We start from the raw sequence: 20,087 nt of genomic DNA on the forward strand, positions 1-20,087 counted from the left end.
GGGCGTAGGGATTAGCCGCGCAGGGCGTTATTTGCCAGACGCTCGTCTTCTGCCTGGCAGGCTGCAGCGGTAAACAGGACGTCTGTAGAAGAGTTCAGCGCCGTTTCACAGGAATCCTGCAATACGCCGATGATAAAGCCAACGGCAACAACCTGCATGGCGATGTCATTCGGGATACCGAACATGTTGCACGCCAGCGGGATCAGCAGCAGAGAACCGCCCGCCACGCCCGATGCACCACAGGCACACAGCGAAGCCACCACGCTCAGTAACAGCGCAGTCGGTAAATCAACCGGAACACCCAGCGTATTCACCGCCGCCAGCGTCAGTACGGTAATGGTGATCGCCGCGCCAGCCATATTGATGGTGGCGCCCAGCGGAATAGACACCGAATAGGTATCACGATCCAGATTCAGTTTCTCACACAGTGCCATGTTCACCGGAATATTTGCCGCCGAACTGCGGGTAAAGAAGGCATACACGCCGCTTTCACGCAGACAGGCCAGCACCAGAGGGTACGGGTTACGGCGAATTTTCCAGAAGACCAGCAGTGGGTTAACCACAAATGCCACCAGCAGCATACAGCCTACCAGTACGGTCAGCAGTTGGGCGTAGCCCCAAAGCGTGGCGAAACCGGTGGTTGCCAGCGTGGAGGAGACCAGACCAAAGATACCGATTGGCGCGAAACGAATCACCAGCTTCACCATAAAGGTGACGGCGTTGGACATATCATTGACCAGATTTTTGGTCGTTTCATTGCCGTGGCGCAGTGCAAAGCCCAGGCCGACAGCCCATACCAGAATACCAATATAGTTGGCGTTCAGCAGAGCATCAATTGGGTTAGAAACCATGCTCATCAGCAGGCTACGCATCACTTCCACAATCCCGGATGGCGGTACGATATCCCCCGCGCTGCTGGAAAGATGCAGTGTTGATGGGAAAGCAAAGCTGAAGACAACGGCGGTTAATGCCGCTGAAAATGTTCCGAGCAGGTAGAGGAACAGAATGGGGCGGATATTGGTTTTTTGCCCGTGCTGGTGGTTGGCGATAGAAGCCATCACCAGCATCAGAACCAGAATTGGCGCGACGGCTTTTAATGCGCCGACGAACAGCGTACCCAGCAAACCAACGGCTTCAGCCGCAGGTTTTGACACCAGTGCCAGTAAAATCCCCAGTACCAAACCGATCAAAATTTGTTTAACCAAGCTCCCTTGCGCCAAACGCGAGAGTAGCCCCGATGAACGTTGCGTAGTCATGTAGTAATCCTTTCATTGTGTTGTTGCCTTACCTTTGTGCGTTCTGTTGACGCATCTTTCAGGATCGGGCAAATGTTTGCATGGCTGAGTATAAGGAAAGAACGCGGTTCGGGAAGCGAAATATCCTGGATTCCGCGTTGAGATCATATTTTATAACTTTAACTTAACATTATTTTGACATGATAAACAAAAAGCCCGACGCACGCAGTGTGCTGTCGGGCTTTTCAGCTAGCAGATGAAACTTACTGTATTTGCTGCTTTTTATCGTGCTGGTGGTTGACCCACGCGTTAACAACCAGCGTCACAAACAGAATGCCAAATACCACGCCTAACGAGATAGCGATCGGGATATGGTAAAAATCGACGATCAGCATCTTAATACCGATAAACACCAGAATGACCGACAAGCCGTACTTCAGCATGGAGAAACGCTCCGCCACGCCCGCCAGCAGGAAGTACATCGCACGCAGACCCAAAATAGCAAACAGGTTCGAGGTCAGCACGATGAACGGGTCGGTGGTCACGGCAAAGATAGCCGGAATACTGTCGACGGCAAAAATCACATCGCTCAGCTCAACCAGAATCAACACCAGCATCAGCGGCGTAACAAACAGCAGGCCGTTTTTACGCACGAAGAATTTTTCATCTTCGATAGTATCGGTCATGCGCAAATGACCGCGCAGCCAGCGTACTAACGGTCTGTCGCCAATACCGGAGGCATCTTCTTTCGCCAGCGCCATCTTCACGCCGGTAAACAACAGGAACGCGCCGAACACGTATAACAGCCACTCAAACTGGGTGATAAGCCAGCTGCCCGCGAAGATCATGATCGTACGCAGCACAATCGCACCCAGCACGCCATACACCAGTACCCGACGCTGCAACGCAGGCGGCACGGAGAAGTAGCTGAAGAGCATCAACCAGACAAAGACGTTATCTACTGCCAGTGATTTTTCGATCAAATAGCCGGTAAGGAACGCCAGCGCCTGTGGGTCGGCAACGGCGCGCCCCTGGGTTTCCGCCAGGTACCACCAGAAGGCGGCGTTAAACAGTAACGACAGCGTTACCCAGACGATAGACCAGGCTGCAGCCTGCTTCATTGACATCGTATGCGCGCCACGACGCCCCTGCAACAGCAGGTCGATGGCCAGCATAATTACCACTACGACAGCGAAGCCACCCCATAACAACGGTGTGCCGACAGTATTCATTGTATTTCCCCATGCATAAAAAAACGGCCAACGCCGAATGACGTTAGCCGCTGCTTTTTATGCATAGACCTTGCCATTCGGCAAGGTCTCACTTACAACAACAAAGGAATACGGTGGCGTATTCCTTTGTTATCGCCCGGTGACCGGATGTGGTTTTTCACACATCGTAATGACGATCAACCGACAACGAAGTTACTCCCCTTTGCGGGTTACAAAATATTACAGGCCATGCTTTCAGTCAATGGCCTGCAACATTCGTTTTACACACCTTTACGCAGTCAGCGATGTTTCCGCTTCGTCTGCCGGGAAAACCACGCCGGTCTGGCGGCGAATCTCCGTTTGCAGTTTGGCGGTAATACGGCTGATGGCCAGTGCCGGGTGATCCACTTCGCCGGATTCAACCAAATGGGCAAAAGCCTCTGCCTCATACAGCATAGTATTGATGTGCTGAGGCGTCGTCAGATCCTGCGTTTTCCCCCCGCGTGGCACGAAGCACACCTTTTGGCATTCGGAGATATGCTCGATGACCAGCGATCCCGACTCGCCCTGAATTTCACTGGCTAATACCGAGTCGCTTACTTTTGAGTGCTGGAGCGTAACGCTGAAATCACCGTAATTCAGCACCACCACGCCGTGGGCATCCACGCCACTTTCCAGCAGGCTGGCGCTGGCCTGAACGCTCTGCGGTTCGCCCCACAGCGCAACCGCCGAGGCCAGACAGTAAAAACCGATATCCATAATCGAGCCATTGGAGAACGCCGGATTAAACGTGTTCGGATTTTCACCGTCCAGATAGCGCTGGTAACGCGAGGAGTACTGGCAGTAATTGATAAACGCTTTCCTGATTTTTCCTACTCTGGGTAGTGATTGCTGTAACAGCAGGAAATTAGGCAGGTAGGCGGTTTTAAACGCTTCAAACAGCACGACCTGATTCTCACGCGCGCAGGCGATAGCGGCTTCGGCTTGCGCCAGATTGGAGGCTAGCGGCTTTTCGCAAATAACATGCTTTTTGTGCCGCAAAAACAGCTCGGTCTGCGGGAAATGCAAAGAGTTTGGACTGGCGATGTAGACGGCGTCGATCGCCTCGCTTTGCGCCATCGCTTCCAGCGAGGTAAACAGATGTTCGACAGGGTAATCGTTGGCGAAGGTCTGCGCCTGCTCAAGGCTACGAGAATAGACTGCGGTTAACTTATATTTGCCGGTTTCATGGGCGGCATCGACAAACTGGCGGGTGATCCAGTTTGTGCCAATTACTGCGAAACGTATCATAAAGGCCTTCAGGCTGCGAAAAGGGATTCTTTCGTCAATTTAGCATGCCCTGAAGACAAAGCCAGTGCGCGACTACGCAGTTTGCTTTAACGATTGTTGCGTTAACCACAGGCGGGTATCGAACTCCAGTTGATGATACTGAGGCTCCATATGACAGCAAAGCTGGTAAAACGCTTTGTCGTGCTCTTTTTCCTTCAGATGCGCCAGTTCATGAACGACGATCATGCGTAAAAAGGGTTCTGGGGCGCTGCGAAACACGGTGGCGACGCGGATCTCCGCTTTGGCTTTGAGCTTACCGCCCTGCACGCGAGAGACGGCGGTATGCAGCCCCAACGCATTCTTCAGAACGTGGATCTTGCTGTCATACATGACTTTATTCAGCGGCGGGGCGTTACGCAGAAACTGATTTTTCAGATCCTGGGTATATTGCCAGAGCGCTTTGTCGGTCGCGAAGTCATGCTTACCCGGATAGCGCTTCTCCAGCACTGCGCCCAGGCGCTGCTCAGCAATCAGCGTTCTCACTTGAGAAAGCAAATGTTCCGGGTAGCCCTGGAGGTAAGTTAGTTGGTTCATTCATGTCCACGCAAATCATAAAAGTGTATACTCACGCACCCTTTTCAGGGATACGCCGAAATTTTACCATTCAGGAGGGCCGATGAGCCACATAGACAACGGTTTCCGTTCGCTGTCACTTAAACGTTTCCCGGAAACGGATGACGTTAACCCGCTGCTGGCGTGGGAAGCTGCAGATGAATATCTGCTGCAACAGCTGGACGATACCGAGATTAGCGGCCCGGTGCTGATCCTGAATGATACCTTCGGCGCGCTGGGCTGTGCGCTGGCGGAACATACGCCGTACAGCATCGGCGATTCCTATCTCAGCGAGCTTGCCACGCGCGAGAACCTGCGTCACAACGATATTGCCGAGTCGAGCGTCAAGTTCCTCGACAGTACCGCTGACTATCCGCAGGCGCCGGGCGTGGTGCTGATTAAGCTGCCAAAAACCATGGCGCTGCTGGAGCAGCAACTGCGTGCGCTGCGCGAAGTGGTAACGCCAGAAACGCGCATCATCGCCGGGGCAAAAGCGCGTGATGTACATACCTCGACGCTGGAACTGTTTGAAAAAGTGTTGGGTCCAACCACCACTACGCTGGCGTGGAAAAAAGCCCGATTGATCAACTGTACGTTCAGCAAACCGGAGCTGGCCGCTGCCTCGCAAACGCTAAGCTGGAAGCTGGAAGGCACCGACTGGACTATCCATAACCACGCCAACGTCTTCTCCCGTACCGGGCTGGATATCGGCGCGCGCTTTTTTATCGAGCATCTGCCGGAAAACCTCGAAGGGGAGATTGTTGACCTTGGCTGCGGTAACGGTGTTATCGGTATGACGCTGCTGGCGAAAAACCCAGAAGCCAGTGTGGTATTTGTTGATGAATCGCCAATGGCGGTGGCTTCAAGCCGCCTGAACGTGGAAAGTAACATGCCTGAAGCGCTGGATCGCTGCGAGTTTATGATTAACAACGCGCTGTCTGGCGTCGAACCGTTCCGCTTTAACGCCGTGCTGTGCAACCCACCGTTCCATCAGAAGCATGCGCTGACGGATAACATTGCCTGGGAGATGTTCCACCACGCCCGTCGCTGCCTGAAAATCAACGGTGAGCTGTATATTGTGGCTAACCGTCACCTCGACTACTTCCACAAGCTGAAGAAGATTTTCGGCAACTGCGTAACCATCGCCACCAATAATAAATTCGTGGTGCTGAAAGCGGTCAAAACCGGTCGCCGTCGGTAATAGCGGGTGCCGGATGCGGCTAACGCCTTATCCGGCCTACAACAAATATTCTGCCTGATTCTGTAGGCCTGAAAGCTGCGCGCCATCAGGCAAATAGATACATGCACATATTGCCGGATGGCGGCGTGAACGCCTTATCCGGCCTACGAAATACATCCTGTTAAATTTCCAGTGCCAGCCTGGTGCCTTGCGCAATAGCGCGTCGGGCATCCAGTTCCATCGCCACATCGCAGCCGCCGATCAGATGCACCGTTTTACCTGCCGCGTGCAGCGGATCGACCAGTTCACGGCGCGGCTCTTGTCCGGCGCAAATCACCACGTTATCCACGTTAAAGATCACCGGTTCACCGTTCAACACAACGTGTAACCCATCATCATCAATCTTCTGATAGCTGACTGCCGGGATCATTTTCACGCCGCGTGAGAGTAGGGTGGCGCGATGGATCCAGCCCGTCGTTTTACCTAAACCTTGCCCCGGTTTGCTGGCTTTTCGCTGTAACATCACTATCTGGCGAGGGCTGCGGGATAGGTGCGGACCTTCCGGGCGTAAGCCGCCAGGCTGTTGCAGGCTGGTGTCGATCCCCCATTCCACGCAGAACTCCGCAATGTTCTGGCTGGTGGGTTCACCGGGCTGACTCAGATACATTGCAGTATCAAAACCGATCCCGCCGCAGCCCACGATCGCCACGCGTTTACCCACTGGCGTCTTATCGCGCAGAACGTCGAGATAGCTCAGCACTTTAGGATGATCGATCCCCTCGATCGGCGGCATGCGTGGCTCGATCCCACTGGCAAGGATCACTTCGTCGAAGGTGTGCAGATCGTGTGCGCTGACAAAGTGATTCAGCTTCAGCGTCACGCCAGTCACGTCGATCATCCGACGGTAGTAGCGCAGGGTTTCATAGAATTCTTCTTTGCCGGGGATCTGTTTGGCGATATTAAACTGCCCGCCAATCTCGCTATGTGCGTCAAACAGCGTCACGTGATGCCCGCGCGCTGCGGCATTAATGGCGAAGGCGAGGCCCGCAGGCCCCGCACCGACAACCGCCAGATTTTTCGGCACAGCTGCCGCAACGATCGGCATTTTGGTTTCATGGCAGGCGCGCGGATTGACCAGGCAAGAGGTGACTTTGCCGACGAAGATCTGATCCAGACAGGCCTGGTTACAGCCGATACAGGTGTTGATCTCATCTGCGCGTCCGGTTTGCGCTTTTGACAGCAGCTCGGCATCGGCGAGGAACGGACGGGCCATCGACACCATATCGGCATCGCCTTGGGCCAGAATGTCATCGGCGACCTGGGGATCGTTAATGCGGTTGGTGGTGACCAGTGGGATTGTCACATGCCCTTTTAGCTTACGCGTCACCCAACTAAACGCGCCGCGCGGTACCGGGGTAGCGATAGTGGGAATACGCGCCTCATGCCAGCCAATACCGGTGTTAATAATGGTGGCCCCCGCGGCTTCTATAGCCTGCGCCAGCTGAACGGTTTCGTCGAAGGTTCCGCCGTTTTCCACCAGATCGAGCATCGACAGGCGGAAGATAATAATAAAGTCATTCCCGGCACGCTGACGTACCGCTCGCACTACCTCAACGGCAAACCGCATGCGGTTGGCATACTCACCGCCCCATTGGTCATCGCGCTGGTTGGTACGCAGTGTCAGGAATTCGTTGATTAGATACCCTTCCGACCCCATAACTTCCACGCCATCGTAGCCCGCTTCCCGCGCCAGCTGTGCGCAGTGGGCAAAATCTTCAATCAACTGCAGCACTTCATCGTGCGTTAATTCATGTGGCGTAAAGCGGTTAATGGGTGCCTGAATAGCAGAAGGCGCCACCAGATGCGGCTGGTAGCTGTAACGTCCGGTATGCAGGATTTGCAGGGCGATTTTGCCGCCTTCATCATGCACAGCATCGGTAATGACGCGATGGTGAGCAAGCTGGCTGGTGTCGTTCAGCATCGCACCGCCTTCCATCCCCACGCCGGAAAGCGCAGGCGCAATACCTCCGCTCACAATTAACGCTACGCCGTGACGGGCGCGCTCGGCGTAGAACGCGGCCAGCCGTTCTGCACCATCGGGATACTCTTCCAGCCCGGTATGCATTGAACCCATCAGCACGCGGTTTTTAAGCGTGGTGAAGCCTAAATCGAGCGGGGCGAACAGCGACGGATAGCTCATAAAGGTGTCCAGTATGTAAAATTATTGTTATGTGGTCGGATGAGTTAATAATTTAGCCGTCGCCGCGTAAAAGGGAAAAGGGGAATGCCGTGATTGTGATGGGATTCAAAAAAGGAGTGGAGCCAGAGGACGAATATGCCGGATATCGGTGCAAGCACCTAATCCGGCCTGTGAAAATGTGTCTTTGTAGGCCGGATAAGCGAAGCGCCATCCGGCGTTATGTCACAGATTACTGTTTTTTAAGAAAATCGTTATACAGCATATAGAGATGCGCCGCGCTCCAGGAGAAGTTCGGTGCGCCCTGCTGTGCGCCGGTCAGCGGGTTATAGTTTTCCTGAATCGGACCGTCAGCGGTGAGGCCTTTGGCGTGGCTGAAGAAGGTATCCGCCAGTTTTAACGCGTCATCGCGATAGCCGTAACGCTCCATCCCTTTTAGCCCGAACCAGAACTGATCCACCCAGACGCGCCCGCGCCAGTAGATATCCGCACCAAAAGCCGGGTTGGTCAGCGCCGCTGTGCCAAGTGGGACAAAGGTGTTGAACTCTTTGGGGTCGAGCATCACCTTAACCACCGCGTCCGCATGGGGCTGCGTTGCTGCGCCGTTAAACAGCGGTGACCAGCCTTCCGGCCCTTTGCCACGTTCGACGATCGGTTTACCCGCGCAGCCGTTTGCCAGCGGTTGCTCCTCAATACGAACGTCGTAAAAGAATTTTGTTGCCGGATCGAACATGCAGGTGTTGATGTAATCTGCGAGGTTTTGCGCCAGTTGGCGATAGCGCTGCGCCTCTTGGTGTTTGCCGAGCAGGGTCGCCATCTGCGCCAGATAATGGTTGTCGCTGTACATGTAGCTGGCCTGATCGACTGACTCCTGCAACAGCGAGTAACCCAGCAAATTACCGTCTTTACTGCGATTTTCGGCAAATTTCACCACCCAGTCGCTGCGTTTTCCACCACCCGCGACGTATTTATCCAGTTGATCTTTATCGATAAAACCGAATACAGCCGCATCGTCACGACCGGACTCCCACGAGGCGGCAACCTGCGCTGGGATCTCCAGGCTGTCATACTGACCCATATCGATCACGGTGGCGTAGTTGTTAAGCCCGGAGAGCGTTTCTTCCTTGTCGCCTTTTTTCACCGTAAACAACATTTCGCCGCGGTCAGTATTGTGGGCTTTATCGCGGGTAGCGCCGTATTCCGGCACGCCGTTGCCGTTATGATCGCGGTTACGCAGCCACCAGTCGTGATACGCAACCAGCTTTGGATACATCTCTTCGAGCCAGGCCTTGTCTTTGGTGACGTTGTAGACCTCCATCACCGACCAGGCCGCCAGGCTGGGCTTGGTGTTGCGCTCGTTCCAGTTACCGCCGTCGCCGCCGCGTTCCGGGCTGAGATTCCAGGCAATCAGGTCGGGAATGAATCCGGCATCCTGCGGGCGAACCGGATCACCGGGTTTAATCTGCCATGAAAAGACGGCGCGAATATTCTCTTTGGCGATCTCCGGGTTAAAGTGCGCCATAGCGAAGGCCTGCTTCCAGGTGTCCCACGGCCAGGTTTGGTTGCCGGAGAACCAGCGGCCGGTGACCGATGGCGTCACGGTATTGTGTTTTACCGCACCGCCTGGCGAGCGCCAGTTGCCGTTTAGCGTTTCAATAGCTTTTACCGCGACCCGGGTTTGTTCCGTTGTGGCATCCGGGTTGGTTAAGCCTTTTTGCAGATAATCTGCCCAGCGCTTTTGTGATGCAGCAAGATACCAGGCCGGGCGCGCCAGAATATCGCGGATCTGCGGCTGCTCTTTCGCTACATCCTCGGCGGTAAGCAGATGAGACCAGGTGGTGTAAATAGTTGTCGAACCGCTGATATGGGCCTTCCCCGTAAAGCGATGACCGTTAACCGTGGTTTTCATAGCGACAGATTTGTGCACCTGATACTCCGACTCACCGGAGGTGAGCAGATCCCAGGTTGAGCGCACTTTGCCGAAGGTGACTTTCAGACCGTCGTGCGTGGCGGTGATTTTGCGCTGATAGCCAGGGAATTCGCTATCAATGGTTTTATCCGACAGCGCTTTTCCCTCTTTGGCTTCCAGTTTCTCCAGCAGCTCGCCGTCCCACACCAGATCCAGCGGCGTGTTGCTGGTGATTTTGGTTTCCAGCAGCGAGGTGCGCGGGCTGGCAAAACGCAGTGTCATCTCTATTTGCACATGCTTAGATGACAGCTTTTGCACCAGCGCGCCGGGAATGCTGTAGGCCTCAAGCGCAAAATCGACCTTTTTACCGTGCTGGTACACCGTCAGACGGTCAAAATTATTGGCCATAAAATTGATGTATTCTTCGGTCAGCAACGCCACGCCTGGAAAGCCGCCCATCGTTGCAGGGCCGTCCGGGAGCAAATGACCGTGCCAGGCGCCAAGATCGAAAAATGGATTAAAGCGCTGGTGGTCGTCGTGATCGTAGTCATGCATGTAGCCCGGCGCACCGGTGCGATTAATGATGTTTTTAAAGTCGTTAGCACTGGTGGCATGTGCGGAGAAGTTCATCAGCAGGATACAGGCCAGCGGCGTAAGAATAGGTTTCATGTTCATGGTATTCCGGTCCTTGTTACCAATAGAAATATTGCATCAGGAAGATTTGGTCGCTCGGGTCGCCGGATGCATTCTGCATATAGAACCGACTGTCGAAGGCGGTAGCGAAACGGCCGCCGCCGTATTCATACCAGATACCGAACTGCATAAAGGAAGTGGTTTCGTCCTCGGCGCGATCCGGTCGGTGTTTGGCGTAGCTATAAGCAGTGGAGAGGTAAACGCCTTTTAGCGCTTCATACATCGCGCTGACCATGTAGCCGGTTTCGGTGCCGGACACATCCAGCCCGTCGGCGCGGCCCGTGTGGTGCCAGGCGCGGGCGGCGAAGTTGGGCGAAAGGATGCCGGTCAGGAACAGCTGTCCGGTACCATCTGTTATCTCCAGGCCGTTCATCCAGGTTACGCCTTCAGTCAGGTCGTACTGGATGTAGCCGTTCATCATGGCCGGATAGGTATATTTATCGTCGTAGCGATCGTATTTACCAAAGTGCAGCCAGGCTTTGCTCTCGTCGTGGTGTCCGGCGGGTGTTGCTGTCACGCTGTAGCGCAAAGGACCGGTCAGGTTTTGCACCTTAATGGCAGTCATGATGTCACGGGTGTTGGGAATAACGTAGCCCAGGTCTGGAGTGAAATCCCCCCACCATTGCAGGTCATCCAGCGAAGAGTCCTGGCGCAGGCTGAGCATCAGCTCCGTTCCGTCATTGGTACGATAACCGCCGTAAAAGCGGTTGATCCCGCCCTCGAATCCGCCCCAGCTATGGTCAGGAACCCAGGCATTGCCCTGATGGTCGGCCTGCACGGTCCAGCCCTCGCCGTAGATCAGACCAAACCAAGAGCCGTGTTTTATCTCCAGGCCACCTTCTATATAGGTACCATCACTGTATTTATGTTTGTCTTGTCCTTCTAAATCCATATATCCTCCCATGCCCAATTCGCCATAAAAGCGAAATGAGGGGGAAGATATTTCTGGCGTTTTCGTGTCGTCGTGTTCTGCAGGGCGAACTTCTTCTGCACCCAGAGAGGAGACGCAGAAAAAGGGCAGGGCAATAATTGCCCTGCAACAATGGCTAATGTTTTTCATGCTTCGATCCTAAGCAAATAAAATTTAATTTTTATTGTTATATACCCGTCATACTTCAAGCTGCATGTGCGTTAGCTACGTTCGTTCACCTCAGTCACATAGTTATCTATGCTCCTGGGAATTCACTCACTTGCCGCCTTCATGCAACTCGAATTATTTTGGTTATAGCCTTGGCGAGTATTATTTATTGTTATTATGTTTTAGTCATTAATTGATATCTGAAGCAGGGGCCGCCTCAACAGCTTTTTCTTCTTTGGTTAGCCCTTTGATATATTTACTGTATTTCCACCAGGCAAAACCGAGGAAAATAACAATCCCACCGACGTTATAGAAAATAATGGTTATGATATTGCCGCCGGTTGGGAAGGTAGAGGCAATAAATCCGATGGTGAAAAGAACGATCAGCATCGACACCACAACAATGCCGGTTTTTTGCGAACCCATACGGAAGTCGCGCGGTAAGTGGTCCAGTTTTGCACGCAGATTCAGGTAAGCCAGCATAATAAACAGCGGCGGCAGCATCGAGGCGGCGGCGGTCATGTTGATGATAGTGTTCATTAAATCCTGCACGGTATTGGAGCCGAGCGTCGGGATAATCATCAGCGGGATAACGATCAGGAACTGGATCCATGCTGCACGGGCCGGGACGCCGTTTTCATTCAGTTCGACGGTTTTTTTACCGAAAATACCCGCCGGAATTTCAGAGAAGAAGATCTTCACCGGCGTTGCGGTCCACATCAGCAGGGAGCCGAACATTGCGGTAAAGGAGACCAGGCCGACAAAGCGGTTCACGACCAGTTCCGGCAGGCCGAAATATGCCGCCAGGCCGTGGAATACCTGCACCGAACCACCGGTAAACTTCAGCTCTTTGCTGCTGACGAAGACGTTAATCAGCACCGAGGAGATGGAATAGAGCACGCCGATAAAAATTCCGGCAATGATAATGACCTTCACGAACGATTTGGAGCCGCCCTTGACGTCGTTGACGTACACCGCCACCGACTCCGCGCCGCCTGCCGCCATAAAGATCCAGGTGGTGATACCGAGGAATGCCCAGTTAAAATTCGGGATCATTGCGTCTACGGTGATAGGGTCAGCAGGCTGTACGCCACCAACCAGCGCCGTACCTGCCAGTAAAATATAGGACAGCGTCAGCAGCAGCATCAACGTGGAGGTGACCGAGGTAATCGGCCCTAACATTTTTGCACCATTGGTCGAAACCCAGGTGGAGAAGGCAAACAGCACCATACTTAACACGGTGGTTGCGAACGGCGTCAGAATGTATTCGTAGCCTAAAAAAGCATATGAGGCGTAGGCAATAACGCGGGGCAAAAGCGAGGTAAAAAAGAACAGGTTAACGAACCAGTAGGTGTAGGCAGTAATAAATGCCCAACGTCCACCCAGCGAACTTTTTACCCATGCGTAGACACCGGCTTCGGAGTTTTTATTCAGCGAAACAAATTCGGCGATGATTAAGCAAAACGGAATAAAGTAGAAAATCGTCGCGAGGAAAAACATCGGTGCGGATGCCAGACCAAGCTCAATATTATTGTTGATTACGTTATTAAAACTATAAACCGCGGCAAAGGTGAGTGAAAGTAAGCCGAACTTGCCGATGGTATTACGTTTGGTATCAGACATAGCACATCTCCGATTCCTGATTATTATAGGGTACTGGCGGCGCAACGTCGGCGCCGCCTGTGTTTTTATTTATTATGAAAATAACCATCTTCGATGGTGACTTTGAGTACGACTTTTTTCACTGCGTTATTACAAATAAAACGATAGGCTTCATGGTTGTCACAAATAACCATTTGTCCTTCGTGCACTTCGATGGTTTTTCCACAACCTTTCAGATATTCGCGATCGGTTTCATCGCGATAATATTCAACCACCTGGAGATCCTCTTTGGCGGCATACTCTATTTTTTGCTGCCCTTGCAGGTAGTAATGGATCTCAAAATAACGACGATGACCGGTAAACAGCGCATCGGTCGCGGAGTCTGTCTCCACGCGGTAGCTCAGGGAATCACCGATAGAGTGGGCGACGCCTGGCTGAATATTGTCAATATTTTCAATAGCCTCGACGCAGCGTTGCCATTTCCGACCTGAAGCATAGCGTTGCTGGAACTGCTCTAAGTTGTCGATGATCCTCATTTTGTATTCTCGCTGTGCATATTCGTGGAAAAGAACCCGGTGCCAAAGGCGCGGTTGGCGGTGGTTTGAGCGCCAGATTCGCTGCCGGAAACCGGCAACAACGTGAAGCCGTAGCTGAATGACGTAAACCAGACGCGCCAGGAATCGAGTACTTCACTTCCCCACGAGTTGGAACCTAAGCCCAGTAACTGGTGATCCAGATTCAGGGTGATGTCATCGCTACGCTGTAGCGCGTTGCAGTGTTGTGCGGCAAAGATATTTTCCGGCGTATAGCGCCAGGCGCTCAGGTTGACAGGGCGCTGCGGGACCACCAGCAGGCCGTTGCCGTGGCGGTTGGTTAGCGTTGCCCAACGCACGTCCTGACGATTGCCGTTGTTTTGCGGGAAAGGATAATTTTCGAACATCTCATCCACGCTGCTGCGCCAGATGTCGATGATGTTGGCCTGCTGGCTATCGGCATAGTTTTCACCGGGACCACGTCCGTAATACGCCACCTGGCCCAAATCACCGTTGATGCCCATCGTGAAACCGATGCACGGAATAATGTCCCGGTACTCGCCGTAAGGCTGGCCAGAAAGTTCCACATTCAGCTGACCGTCCGCGGCAATGCGCCAGCGATAGGTGCAGCGTATACCGAAATCGAATACCGGCGGGGCGATAATGGTCTGGCTGGTTATCAGCAGCGCATCATCGGTTTGCTCAAGGGTAAATTCGCGCAGATGCTCCTGCATAATCTGTAAATGATTCGGCTGCCAGAGGCCTTCGAACTCTTGCTTGTGGTTATCAATGGTCGGTTTGAAGAAATTAATCTTCGGCTCGCGGGTAATCAGCTCTTCGCCATTGACGTTCCAGGCGATCGGTTTACCGGTCAGCTTTGAGAAGGTCAGATGGAAGTTATAACCGCGAACGGTGCAGCTCTGGCGGCTGTCTTCCAGCGTCAGAGGGTTGGCGTTTTGCAGGCTAAACGGTACGGCAGCCGCCGTTCTGGCCTTCAGCGGGAACTGATAAGTCGCGATGTGATGCCCGGCTTCACTGTATGACGTGCGGGAATCTTTCGTCACGGTGACGTTAAGGAACGCTTCGCGCGCATCCAGCTCCGGCAGTTCGCATTGCAGCAGCGCGTCGCTGTTGGGAGGAACGTCGCGCAGTTTTATCTGCTGAACAGAGAGCGTATCTCCTTCGGCGCGAACCTCAATATGCAAGGTGTAGTCGTCAAGCGTGGTGAACCAGAGTTTGTTTTCTACCCGTAGCTCGCCGCGGGCCAGATCCTGTGCGCGCACTTTCACCGGCGCAATTACCTGCTTGTACTCTTTCAGTCCCGGTCCTGGGGTTTGATCGGAATAAATCAGGCCATCAAGGCAGAAGTTGTAGTTGTTCGGATAGTCGCCGTAGTCGCCGCCATATTTGTACCAGACGTTGCCGTCGTCATCTTTAGCCTGAATCCCGTGATCGCACCACTCCCAGACATAGTGCCCCTGAATGCAATCATGCTGATAGAAGACGTTCTGATATTCCGTTAGCCCGCCGGGACCGTTGCCCATGGCGTGAGCATATTCACAGATGATGCGCGGTTTAGGATGCGGATATTCACCAAACTCATTCATCAGCGGCACGCGGGTGTACATGGTGGAGATGATATCCACCACTTCAGCGTCACGATCTTCTTCGTAATGGATCAGACGCGTGTCATCCAGCGCTTTCGCAGCGTGATACATGGCGCGGATGTTACAGCCGTATCCGGATTCGTTACCGAGCGACCAGATGATGATCGAAGGGTGATTTTTCTGCGCATGGACGTGGCGCACGATGCGCTCAACGTAGACATTTTCCCACAGTGGATCGTCGGTGATCCGACTGATATCGCCGATATTGGCGAAGCCGTGAGATTCAACGTCTGTTTCGGCCATCACGAACAGGCCGTAGATATCGCACAATTCATAGAAACGCGGATCGTTCGGGTAATGGGCGGTGCGTACGGAGTTGATGTTGTGCTGCTTCATTAACAGCAGATCTTTTTCAACGCGATCCATACCGACCGCGCGGCCCTTAAGATGATCGTTATCGTGGCGGTTAACGCCATGCAGCATCACGTAGCGGTTATTGATGTAAAACAGACCGTCGCGAACTTTAATATCGCGGAATCCAACGCGCTGTGGCACGACCTCAAGGATGTTGCCGCTGGCATCTTTCAGCGTCATCACCAGATGGTAGAGATACGGCGATTCCGCAGACCACTGCTGCGGCGCGCTAACCTTGAAATGAAAAGCGGTCTGCGTTTGTTTATCCACTTTCAGGGCGTTAATCACACCGCTATGCAGTGCCTTCTCACCGTCAAACAAGGTGTATTCCAGCGACGCTATCGCTGGCGTGGAGGCCAGGTTTTCCAGCGCAATGTCGCAGGAGAGGGTGGCGTCGCGATAGTCATCATCGAACTCGGTGCGAACGGTAAAATCCTGAATGTGGGTCGCCTGTTTGCCGACCAGATAGACGTCGCGGAAAATTCCCGCCGACCACCACATATCCTGGTCTTCAACGTAGGTGGAATCAGCCCATTGCATTACGCGAACGCACAGCAGGTTATCACCGGTCTTCACCACCGCGCTGATATCAAATTCGGCCGTCAGGCGACTGCCTTTGCTGAAGCCAACGTACTGACCATTCACGTAAACTTCGAAGTAGGTTTCTACGCCATCAAACTTAATCAGCGTCTGTTTGCCCTGCCAGCCTTCGCTGAGGGTGAAAATACGCTGATAGGCCCCGGTGGGGTTATTGGTCGGAACGTAGGGGACATCAATCGGGAAAGGAAAACCTTCGTCGGTATACTGCAGCTTGCCGTGTCCTTCCATCTGCCACATGCCGGGGACGGTGATGCTGCCCCAGTCACTCATAAACTGCGACGTAAAGGCTTCCGGCACCTGCAGCGGATGCTCAAAGAACTGAAAATTCCACTGACCGCTTAGCAGCTGAAAGAGACTGCTGGTTTCGCGGGCAAACGAGCGAGCCTGCGCAACGGAGTCGTAAGAGAAAAAATATGCGCGTGGCGCCAGTCGATTTTCGTGGGTGAGCTGAATGTTTTCCCAGCGATTCATAAGGCCTCCCGGTGGAGAAAAATCGGAACCATTCATTGTAATGGTGGGTAAGTGTAATTGATGGTGATTTTAGTAAAAGTTTTACTAAAATATAGCGGGTGAGGTGATTTACTTTAACTGGATCACGAAAATAATTCGGACGCGGAAAAGAATGCATGACAATGCGCGCCCGGCATCAGAAGAAACCGGGCGGGTTAACGGGGGATTTCAGCGGGTGGTGCCGCGCAGTTTTAGCTTGCTGGGAACAAAAACCAGCAGGGGAAGCGCACGCCCGTCACGGGCTTTTTCGAACAGCAGGTTGACGCCCTGACTGCCCATCATTTCCGAATGAATGCGAATGGTGGAAAGCGGAGGAAAGGTGAAACGCGCCGTTGGGATATCATTAACGCTAATCAGCGAAATATCCTGCGGAATATTCAGACCACGCTCGTGGATGGCGCGCAGAACGCCAATGGCAATCGAGTCTGAAGCCACAAACAGGGCGCTGGGATAGTCGGGTTTCGCCAGCATTTCTTTAGCCAGTTCATAGCCTGATGAACTGGAGAAACCGCCGCGATAGATATCCTGTTCAGAAACGACCTGCTGTAGACGACCGTATTCGACAAACGCGGCTTCGCGGATATCGGCCTTGCCTGGCTGGTCTTCGCCACCGATGAAACCAATGCGGGTGACGCCCTGGGCAATGAAGAAGTCGATGCTCTCTTTGCTGATGCGGGCCAGATCGATATCGACGGCGTCATATTCGCTGCCGGATTCATGGAAATCGATAAAGCAGATGTTGTCGGTAAGCGCTGTTGCCGCCTCGCGCAGAGCGGGAGAAGGCTTGCCGACAATAAGAATGCCGGTAATGTGTTTGCCCTCCGGCAGACCACTGTGCTCATAGCAGTTGGTCAGTTCGATCCCGAGTTTCTCACACTGGGTTTCAATCCCATGGCGGATCGCGAGGTAGTAAGGATCGTTGATTTCCAAATCTTGCTGATAGCTGTAGAGCGCCAGAATATGCTGGGGGCCGAGCGCGCTGGTCTGGTTCTTTCGGGCGCTGCTGGTTTTGTACTCCAGCTTTTCCGCGATCTCCAGAATGCGATGCTTAGTCTCTTCTTTTACATTCAGCGTGGGGTCATCGTTTAAAACCCGGGACACTGTCGCCAGGGACACGCCAGCTTCGATTGCGATGTCTTTAAGTGTTGCCATGTTTGCCTTTTCCCTGAGTTACCTGCGCATTGTAAATGAAGTGCTTATCTATTCATCTGTTTTCAGTAAAAAAAGCATGATTAATTGACATGCTCGGGGTAAAACTGGGCTTTCAGAGTGTGATGAGTACGTCATTTCCCCGCTTTTGAGAACAATGCCCGGAAAATATTTTGCTAGTATTTAGTAAAATTTTACCAAAGGAGAAAACAATGGATACCGTCGCATTTGCTGATTTTGCCCGAATGGAAATACGTGTTGGAAAAATCGCACAGGTAAAGCGCCATGACAATGCCGATAAGCTGTATATCGTACAGGTAGATGTGGGAGAGCGTACGCTGCAAACCGTAACCAGCCTGGTGCCTTACTACAGTGAAGAGGAGTTGATGGGCAAAACGGTGGTGGTGCTGTGTAATCTGCAAAAGGCCAAAATGCGCGGTGAGACATCAGAGTGCATGCTGCTGTGTGCGGAAACCGACGACGGTAGTGAAAGCGTACTGTTGACGCCAGAACGCCTTATGCCTGCTGGTGTGCGGATTGTTTAAGTTAGGCTAATTGCCGGATGGCGGCTGCGCCTTATCCGGCCTACAAAAGAGTGTCTTTTATAGGCCGGGTAAGGTTGTTACATTTGCTCCACGCTCACCCGTAATGCTGCCAGGGCTTTGCGTGTCGATCGCAATACCAGATCGCATTGCTCGATCGTTAACGTCAACGGCGGTTCGATGCGGATCGTCTTTGCATTGTTAAGCGTGCCGGCAACCAACACCCGCTGGCGGAACATCTCACTGGCAAAGTTGTAGCCGATTTCATTATCGACAAACTCAATCGCCATCAGCATGCCCTTACCGCGTACATCATGCACCAGGTCCGGGTATTCCCGCGCAAGCTGGCGGAAACCATCCAGCAACATATCGCCTTTCTGCTCCGCCTGAGCCGGTAAATTTTGCTCCAGCAGGACGTTAATGGTGGCCAGCGCAGCTGCACAAGCGAGCGGGTTGCCGCCAAACGTGGTGGTATGCAGGAAAGGATTGTCGAACAGGACGGAGAACACCTCTTCGGTGGCAATGGTCGCGCCAATTGGCATCACACCGCCGCCCAACGCTTTGGCCAGGCACATAATGTCGGGTTGCACGTTTTCGTGTTCGCAGGCGAACATCTTGCCGGTACGCCCCATGCCGGTTTGCACTTCGTCAAGGATCATCAGCGCGCCAAACTCATCGCAAAGTTTACGAACGGCGGTCAAATAACCTTGCGGCGGCAGGATCACCCCTCCTTCACCCTGGATCGGTTCGAGGATCACAGCTGCGACATCGTCACCGGTCTTTTTACACTCGCTGAGCATGGTGCGCATTGCGTTAATATCGCCAAACGGCACATGACGGAAGCCCGGCAGCAGCGGCATAAAAGGTTTACGGAAGGTGGATTTAGCCGTAGCGGACAGCGCGCCCAGTGATTTACCGTGGAATGCGCCGCTGGTGGCAATAAACGTAAATTTACCGCGCGGCGATTGATATGCTTTCGCCAGCTTCAGGGCGGCTTCAACCGACTCGGTCCCGCTGTTACAGAAAAAACTGTATTTCAGTTTACCGGGCGCCAGTGCGGCGAGGGTTTTTGCCAGCATGGCCCGCAGAGGGTCAAGTAACTCCTGGCTGTGCAGAGGTTGTTTCGCGAGTTGATTCTGTACGGCGGAAACCACGACTGGATTACGGTGCCCCACGTTGAAAATTCCAAAACCACCCAGGCAATCGACGAACTCCTGCCCCTGGGTGTCGACAAGCGTATTCAGGCTTCCCGCTTGCCACTCTACGGCTCCGTAATCCCCGCCTGCAGTTACAGATTTTCGATACTCTAAGAACCCCGGATTGACATGCTCCTTGAAGTACTCAATCACCTCTCGGTTTAACGATTTCATTTCCTCATGATCAAGCGTGCGCTTTTCGATGAGATTCAGTGCGTGTGCGCTGCAGGCCAGGGCCGATGCGCTGGAAGGTAACCTGTTCAAAATATGCTCCCGGAGCTCGCGTATCACATGATACTGAATTAAGTATTGCAGGGATTGCGCCATTCCGGCGCGCTTAGCAAAAATCGGGATAAACACCAGGAAATATCTCATTTATGCAACATTTAATGCCGTGCTTTAACATTTGCTGGCATTTTGCCCAAGTAAGGAGCCTGAAAACAGATCGAATAAACGCAAATTTGCGCTAAAAATGGGCAATATTTGCACTGTGACGGTGCGCTGGTAGAAGTGACGTTGAATAGTTACTAGATGAAAGTATTTTAAATCA

Annotated in this window: 14 protein-coding genes; 2 read left to right on the plus strand and 12 right to left on the minus strand. The window is 53.1% G+C overall.

Annotated features, from left to right (window positions below):
- Positions 1 to 11: 11 nt before the first annotated feature.
- From sstT to OGY04_RS03030, 4 genes are all read right to left on the minus strand, one after another.
- Positions 12 to 1,256: a serine/threonine transporter SstT gene (sstT, locus tag OGY04_RS03015; RefSeq protein ID WP_048215489.1), complete on the minus strand. Its 1,245-nt coding sequence runs from the start codon at positions 1,254 to 1,256 to the stop codon at positions 12 to 14.
- Positions 1,257 to 1,498: 242 nt separating this feature from the next.
- The gene (locus tag OGY04_RS03020; protein ID WP_048216385.1) at positions 1,499 to 2,467 is read right to left on the minus strand and encodes a TerC family protein; all 969 of its coding nucleotides are present in this window, start codon (positions 2,465 to 2,467) and stop codon (positions 1,499 to 1,501) included.
- A 270-nt stretch (positions 2,468 to 2,737) separates the two neighbouring features.
- Entirely contained in the window at positions 2,738 to 3,736 is a 999-nt protein-coding gene (locus OGY04_RS03025; protein ID WP_286584713.1) for a Gfo/Idh/MocA family protein, read from the minus strand.
- 72 nt (positions 3,737 to 3,808) lie between these two features.
- The gene (locus OGY04_RS03030) at positions 3,809 to 4,309 is read right to left on the minus strand and encodes a M48 metallopeptidase family protein (protein ID WP_286584716.1); all 501 of its coding nucleotides are present in this window, start codon (positions 4,307 to 4,309) and stop codon (positions 3,809 to 3,811) included.
- An 82-nt stretch (positions 4,310 to 4,391) separates the two neighbouring features.
- Between OGY04_RS03030 and rlmG the strand changes: the two genes are divergently transcribed.
- Positions 4,392 to 5,528, plus strand: coding sequence for a 23S rRNA (guanine(1835)-N(2))-methyltransferase RlmG (gene rlmG, locus OGY04_RS03035; protein ID WP_008785866.1), 1,137 nt, complete (start codon positions 4,392 to 4,394; stop codon positions 5,526 to 5,528).
- A gap of 160 nt (positions 5,529 to 5,688) precedes the next feature.
- On the opposite strand, the gene OGY04_RS03040 is transcribed toward rlmG, so the two are convergent.
- From OGY04_RS03040 to ebgR, 7 genes are all read right to left on the minus strand, one after another.
- Entirely contained in the window at positions 5,689 to 7,707 is a 2,019-nt protein-coding gene (locus tag OGY04_RS03040; RefSeq protein ID WP_286584717.1) for an NADPH-dependent 2,4-dienoyl-CoA reductase, read from the minus strand.
- A gap of 229 nt (positions 7,708 to 7,936) precedes the next feature.
- Positions 7,937 to 10,288 carry an alpha-glucosidase gene (ygjK, locus tag OGY04_RS03045; protein WP_234692406.1) on the minus strand — a complete coding sequence of 784 codons (2,352 nt, stop codon included), beginning with the start codon at positions 10,286 to 10,288 and terminating at the stop codon, positions 7,937 to 7,939.
- A 16-nt stretch (positions 10,289 to 10,304) separates the two neighbouring features.
- Entirely contained in the window at positions 10,305 to 11,366 is a 1,062-nt protein-coding gene (gene ygjJ, locus OGY04_RS03050) for a protein YgjJ (RefSeq protein WP_032945071.1), read from the minus strand.
- 207 nt (positions 11,367 to 11,573) lie between these two features.
- Positions 11,574 to 13,007 carry an amino acid permease gene (locus OGY04_RS03055; RefSeq protein ID WP_057067542.1) on the minus strand — a complete coding sequence of 478 codons (1,434 nt, stop codon included), beginning with the start codon at positions 13,005 to 13,007 and terminating at the stop codon, positions 11,574 to 11,576.
- A 65-nt stretch (positions 13,008 to 13,072) separates the two neighbouring features.
- A complete protein-coding gene (locus OGY04_RS03060; RefSeq protein WP_153686680.1) occupies positions 13,073 to 13,522 on the minus strand; it encodes a beta-galactosidase subunit beta in 450 nt (149 codons plus the stop codon).
- On the minus strand, positions 13,519 to 16,611 hold the full coding sequence (ebgA, locus tag OGY04_RS03065; RefSeq protein WP_234692403.1) for a beta-galactosidase subunit alpha: 3,093 nt from the start codon (positions 16,609 to 16,611) through the stop codon (positions 13,519 to 13,521). Before ebgA ends, OGY04_RS03060 begins: the two co-directional genes overlap by 4 nt.
- A 207-nt stretch (positions 16,612 to 16,818) precedes the next feature.
- Positions 16,819 to 17,802: a transcriptional regulator EbgR gene (ebgR, locus tag OGY04_RS03070; protein WP_286584719.1), complete on the minus strand. Its 984-nt coding sequence runs from the start codon at positions 17,800 to 17,802 to the stop codon at positions 16,819 to 16,821.
- Positions 17,803 to 18,011: 209 nt separating this feature from the next.
- On the opposite strand from ebgR, the gene OGY04_RS03075 reads away from it, so the two are divergent.
- Positions 18,012 to 18,344, plus strand: a complete 333-nt coding sequence (locus OGY04_RS03075) for a tRNA-binding protein (RefSeq protein ID WP_016157522.1) — start codon at positions 18,012 to 18,014, stop codon at positions 18,342 to 18,344.
- Between the two features lie 77 nt (positions 18,345 to 18,421).
- Here the strand turns inward: OGY04_RS03075 and ygjG are convergent, their stop codons facing one another.
- Positions 18,422 to 19,801: a putrescine aminotransferase gene (gene ygjG, locus OGY04_RS03080; RefSeq protein WP_167371260.1), complete on the minus strand. Its 1,380-nt coding sequence runs from the start codon at positions 19,799 to 19,801 to the stop codon at positions 18,422 to 18,424.
- Positions 19,802 to 20,087 lie beyond the last annotated feature (286 nt).

It is taken from the genome of Citrobacter sp. Cpo091 (assembly GCF_030332645.1).
In the GTDB taxonomy this organism is placed as follows: domain Bacteria; phylum Pseudomonadota; class Gammaproteobacteria; order Enterobacterales; family Enterobacteriaceae; genus Citrobacter; species Citrobacter portucalensis.